The organism is Erythrobacter cryptus DSM 12079 (assembly GCF_000422985.1).
In the GTDB taxonomy this organism is placed as follows: Bacteria; Pseudomonadota; Alphaproteobacteria; order Sphingomonadales; family Sphingomonadaceae; genus Erythrobacter; species Erythrobacter cryptus.
In genome coordinates, this window is sequence record NZ_AUHC01000031.1 from 1 (window position 1) to 4,620 (window position 4,620).

Genomic DNA, 4,620 nt, shown 5'->3' on the forward strand with positions numbered 1-4,620 from the left:
CCTCCTCCAGTGGCGCGCTGTCCCACAGGGCACCACCGATAAAATGGTGCAGCTGATCATAGCCGATCCCCGGCGCACGCATCGCCATCGGCTGCACACTCTTGCGGTCACCAGGGCCGATCAACCCCTCAACATAGGCCGGGCACATCCGCGCCCTGCGCCGATCGCCCAACATCCTCACAAAGGGCGCAAGCCACTCCGTCAGCTCATCCCGCCAACCATCCGCCATCGCCAGCCTCCAAAAGCTGGCACCATATGAATCACCATAAGCGACTCTTGGGAATCCAGAAAATGCACTTCTGCCAAAGTAGTGCTAGTTTCTGGAGTTTTGTTCAAGCTATCCGAGAAGTGGTGTGAGTTCAATCGAAATGGGCAGGGTTTGCAAGCAAGGTGAAAGGCGGGGATGGCGATGACGCCTCGGTCGACCGCCATCCCTGGGCCATCGTCAAGCGCCTACCTGCTGAGCCTGGCCGGGGTCCGAGGTGCTGGAGCGGACGATCGACCGCTCGTATTCCTCGACGTCGGACAGGCGATAGACCACCCTGCCACCCACCTTGAGGAATTTCGGCCCCTCACCCGTCCAGCGCCACCGCTCGAGCGTACGATGGCTGATCCTCCAGCGGACGGCCAGTTCAAGTTGGTTCAAATGGGTTTCCTTCATTTCCGCTTCCTTCGCTCGTGCAAACTGGACTGCGATACGACGAAGGCGCGGGTGGCCAACACTATCAAGGTAATACTGGCGGGATCAGTAAAACCGGGATGTCCCCACCTCTCGACTTGAACAGAGAAGTTCCTCGAAAGCGAAGTTTCATGTGCTAATACGAGGGCGTACTGGCGCGATGTGGGGCATACTTCGAGCCAGTTTGTCAAATATGTCTTTCCCTCCGCCATTATCTTGTAGCGAACCCGAGATGAGGCTCCCGTTGGGGGCCTTTTTCTTTTTGTTTCAAAGGCGCTTAGCCGAGACGCCCGAGCCTCGGAGACTGGCGCCGGGTCCAATTTCCGTCTCCGAACAGCCCTCCGTCTCTAACCGAGCGAACCTCGTCCGGCCCGGTTCGGCTTCGCGAAGGCCAGTGTTTCCAGCCAGTTCCATCTATCGGATCGGCGCGCGTTCTGCGGCGGCTTTCCCGGTGGGCATCGTCGGTCAGGGAACACGAGGTAGGCGTTTCGCCGGGTATTACTGAGAACCATCAAGGACGTGGTCAGTCGAGCGTGAACTCCCGCGCACCGTCTATAAACTCGCTTATGATGCCAGCGCCTCCAAAACCGGGCATTCCGGCACCTGCTTGCCCGAGCACTGCGCAGCCGTGGCGGCGAGCACCTTCTCGATGCGCTTCAGGTCGGCGATCTTGGCGCGCACGTCCGCAAGATGTTGCTCCGTCAGCGCCTTCACCTCGGCGCAGGTCTGAGTCCCTCGATCTACGAGCTGTAAGAGCCCGCGCAACTCCTCGATGGAGAAGCCCAGCTCCCGGCCGCGCAGGATGAAGCGCAAACGCCCAACGTGGGTTACGTCATAGACGCGGTAGCCGGATGCGGTGCGCGGTGGATCGGGCATCATGCCGATCTTCTCGTAATAACGGATGGTCTCCAGATTGCAGCCCGTGCGCCGCGCAAGGTCCGCGCGCTTCAGTCCTTTCCCGGAAACGTGATCTCCCATTCAATCAAAAACCCCCTTGAGTCTGTAGTTACTACAGACCCTATCTTAAAATCAGAACCAAGGCGAGGACGATGACGCATGAGCACACCTGAAGCAGGAATCCAGACGGTACAAGCCGCTGAAGAGGCAGACGATCGGAAGCGGAACATCTTTGCGGCGGGCGGTGTGATCGGCGCCATTCTGGCCTCGACCTGCTGCGTGGTGCCGCTGCTGTTCGTAATGCTCGGCATCTCCGGGGCCTGGATCGGCAACCTTACCGCGCTTGAGCCCTACAAGCCGTATTTCGCAGGCATTGCGCTGGTCTTCATCGGCCTCGGCTTCCGGCAGGTCTATTTCAAAGCCAAGCCCGCCTGTGTGGACGGTTCCTACTGCGCCAAGCCGCAAACGGCCGTCATCACCAAGACTGCGCTTTGGCTCTCCACCGTGGTGGTCCTGCTTGCGCTGACCATCAGCTGGTGGGCGCCGCTCTTCTACTGAGACCAAACATAGGAGTAACCGCCATGAAACGACCCCTCATCCTCGCTGCTGCCCTGCTGGCCCTCGGCGGACTCGGCTGGACCATCGGAACGGCCGTGGCCCCGGCCGGCGCCCAGTCCGCCTCCCAACAGGTGCCGGCCACCCAGACCCGGACCTTCGCTGTCGAGAACATGACCTGCGCCTTGTGCCCCGTCACGGTGAGGAAGGCGATGGAAGGCGTTCCTGGCGTGAAGTCGGTGGCGGTGGATTTCGACGCCAAGACGGCGACGGTGGTCTTCGACCCATCGGTGACGAACGCGGACGCCATTGCCGCAGCTTCCACCAACGCGGGCTATCCGGCCGCGGTCAAGGGCTGAGACCGATGAAAGACGCAACGATCCTCAAGACCGGTATCGTCGGGGCCGCGATCGCCGCGATCTGCTGCGCCACGCCGGTGCTCGTCATTGCCCTCGGTGCGGTTGGCCTTTCGGCGTGGGTTGGCGGACTCGACTATGTGCTGCTGCCCGCGCTCGTGCTGTTCCTCGGCGTGGCGGCCTACGGCCTGTGGCGGCAGAGCCGCGCGGCGGCTTGCTGCGATACGGATATTCAGACGAACAAGGAAAGAGCCTGACATGGCGGACTGCTGCACCCCCAACGCACGATCCCGGACAAGCTACGACCTCGCCGTCATCGGCGCGGGGTCGGCGGGCTTCTCCGCCGCCATCACGGCGGCCGAACAGGGCGCCAACGTGGCGCTGATCGGCCATGGGACCATCGGCGGCACCTGCGTCAATGTCGGCTGTGTGCCATCGAAGACCATGATCCGGGCGGCCGAGGCGTTGCACGGCGCCCGGACGGCGGGCCGGTTTCCGGGCCTGTCAGGGGAAGCACAGGTGGATGACTGGCGGCGCCTGATCGCCGCCAAGGACGACCTTGTCTCGACGTTGAGGCAGAAGAAATACGCCGACCTGCTGCCCGCATATAACGGCATCGCGTATATCGAAGGCGCGGCGCGGCTGAACGGTGGGGGCGTCATCGTGGACGGCAACGCCATCGCCGCCGGCAAGACCATCATCGCCACGGGTGGGCGCCCGTCCGTGCCGCCGATCCCGGGTATCGAAAAGGTGCACTACCTGACCAGCACGACGCTACTGGCGCTGGAAGATCTGCCGAGGAGCCTGATCGTCATCGGCGGCGGCTATATCGGCGCGGAGCTTGCGCAGATGATGGCGCGCATGGGCGTCGCCGTGACCGTCATCTGCCGGTCGCGGCTTCTGCCGCAAGTGGAGCCCGAGGTTTCCGAAGCCCTGGCGGCGGCTTTCCGCGCTGAAGGCATCGCCCTCCATTGCGGCATTGCCTACGATGCCTGCCGTGAAGACGAGACGGGCGTGACCGTCTGCGTCAAGGATGATGGCAGACTGATCGAACTGAAGGCGGAGCGGCTGCTGGTCGCCACGGGGCGCACGCCCAATACCGAAGCGCTGGGCTTGAACGAAGCGGGCATTGCTCAGGACGGCCGTGGCGCCATCGTCGTCGATGACCGCATGCGCACGTCGAAGCCGGGCGTCTATGCGGCCGGCGACGTGACCGACCGCGACCAGTTCGTCTACATGGCCGCCTATGGTGCCAAGCTGGCGGCGCTCAATGCGCTTAACGGGAATAGCCTCGTCTATGACAACAGCGCAATGCCTTGGGTGGTGTTCACCGACCCGCAGGTGGCGGGCGTTGGCTTGAGCGAGGCGGCGGCACAGGCCGCCGGACATGACGTCAAGACGTCCATCGTGCCGCTCGACCAGGTGCCGCGCGCGCTGGCCGCCCGTGACACGCGCGGACTGATCAAGCTGGTTGCAGATGCAAATACCGATCGTCTGTTGGGCGGCGTCATCATGGCGCCCGAGGGCGCCGACAGCATCCAGACGCTGGCGCTGGCGCTCAAGTTCGGCCTGACCACGAAGGCACTCGGAGAGATGATCTTCCCCTACCTGACCACTGTTGAAGGGTTGAAGCTGGCCGCCCAGACATTCGACAAGGATGTGGCAAAACTCTCCTGCTGTGCCGGTTAAGCCAGTCCCTCAAACACTATCCCCATCTGCTCCGTCCACGGCCGGTCGGCAAGGGCGATGAGGTCGGTAAGCGACAGCGCCGGTGGCATGCGGTGGATGACGAGGTGCTCAAGCACCTCGGGTGACAGATAGGCGAGCCGCACCAGGCGGCCGACATAGCGGTCGGAGAGCTTCTCGGCCGCCGCGATATCCTGGATGGTGGAAGCGGCGCCGGATTCCAGCTGCCGCCGCCAGCGCCATGCGCGGGCGATTGCCTTCAGGGCATGCGGGTCCACTCCGCCCATATCCGGCGCCCGATCGGCTGGCGGCAGGATCTTCGGCCGCCCATTGCGCTTGCGGATGGCGAGCGGAATGACGATGCGGAGGGTGGTCGGATCGCTCATGCGGCAAGCTCCCGTTCGGCTGCGAGCATGTCACGGACCACCGCGCCAAGCCCGTCGCTGC

7 protein-coding genes and 1 pseudogene are annotated in these 4,620 nt (G+C 63.4%); 4 read left to right on the plus strand and 4 right to left on the minus strand.

Going from position 1 to position 4,620, the window contains the following annotated elements; genetic code table 11:
* The 3 genes and pseudogenes from G524_RS0112075 to G524_RS0112085 all read right to left on the minus strand — a co-directional run.
* Positions 1–255, minus strand: a pseudogene (locus tag G524_RS0112075) (transposase); the annotation flags it as partial.
* Positions 256–445: 190 nt separating this feature from the next.
* Entirely contained in the window at positions 446–661 is a 216-nt protein-coding gene (locus G524_RS0112080) for a helix-turn-helix transcriptional regulator (protein WP_027443922.1), read from the minus strand.
* A 582-nt stretch (positions 662–1,243) separates the two neighbouring features.
* Positions 1,244–1,657 (minus strand): MerR family transcriptional regulator, encoded by a 414-nt coding sequence (locus G524_RS0112085; protein WP_027443923.1) that lies wholly within the window; start codon positions 1,655–1,657, stop codon positions 1,244–1,246.
* Between the two features lie 78 nt (positions 1,658–1,735).
* Between G524_RS0112085 and G524_RS0112090 the strand changes: the two genes are divergently transcribed.
* The 4 genes from G524_RS0112090 to merA are packed head-to-tail and all read left to right on the plus strand — an operon-like array spanning position 1,736 to position 4,176.
* A complete protein-coding gene (locus G524_RS0112090) occupies positions 1,736–2,134 on the plus strand; it encodes a mercuric transporter MerT family protein (RefSeq protein WP_036857932.1) in 399 nt (132 codons plus the stop codon).
* Between the two features lie 23 nt (positions 2,135–2,157).
* Positions 2,158–2,490, plus strand: coding sequence for a heavy-metal-associated domain-containing protein (locus G524_RS0112095; protein ID WP_027443925.1), 333 nt, complete (start codon positions 2,158–2,160; stop codon positions 2,488–2,490).
* A gap of 5 nt (positions 2,491–2,495) precedes the next feature.
* Complete coding sequence (merF, locus tag G524_RS0112100; protein ID WP_027443926.1) at positions 2,496–2,744, plus strand: mercury resistance system transport protein MerF; 249 nt, start codon at positions 2,496–2,498, stop codon at positions 2,742–2,744.
* A 1-nt stretch (position 2,745) separates the two neighbouring features.
* Positions 2,746–4,176, plus strand: coding sequence for a mercury(II) reductase (gene merA, locus G524_RS0112105; RefSeq protein ID WP_027443927.1), 1,431 nt, complete (start codon positions 2,746–2,748; stop codon positions 4,174–4,176).
* Here the strand turns inward: merA and G524_RS0112110 are convergent.
* Positions 4,173–4,559, minus strand: a complete 387-nt coding sequence (locus G524_RS0112110) for a hypothetical protein (protein ID WP_027443928.1) — start codon at positions 4,557–4,559, stop codon at positions 4,173–4,175. The two genes, merA and G524_RS0112110, sit on opposite strands and share 4 nt — an antisense overlap.
* Between the last annotated feature and the right edge of the window lie 61 nt (positions 4,560–4,620).

Bases quoted from the DNA above. Each gene is read 5' to 3' on its own strand.
- G524_RS0112080 (WP_027443922.1), bottom strand. From the start codon at position 661: ATGAAGGAAACCCATTTGAACCAACTTGAACTGGCCGTCCGCTGGAGG.
- G524_RS0112085 (WP_027443923.1), bottom strand. From the start codon at position 1,657: ATGGGAGATCACGTTTCCGGGAAAGGACTGAAGCGCGCGGACCTTGCG.
- merA (WP_027443927.1), top strand. From the start codon at position 2,746: ATGGCGGACTGCTGCACCCCCAACGCACGATCCCGGACAAGCTACGAC.
- G524_RS0112090 (WP_036857932.1), top strand. From the start codon at position 1,736: ATGAGCACACCTGAAGCAGGAATCCAGACGGTACAAGCCGCTGAAGAG.
- merF (WP_027443926.1), top strand. From the start codon at position 2,496: ATGAAAGACGCAACGATCCTCAAGACCGGTATCGTCGGGGCCGCGATC.
- G524_RS0112095 (WP_027443925.1), top strand. From the start codon at position 2,158: ATGAAACGACCCCTCATCCTCGCTGCTGCCCTGCTGGCCCTCGGCGGA.
- G524_RS0112110 (WP_027443928.1), bottom strand. From the start codon at position 4,559: ATGAGCGATCCGACCACCCTCCGCATCGTCATTCCGCTCGCCATCCGC.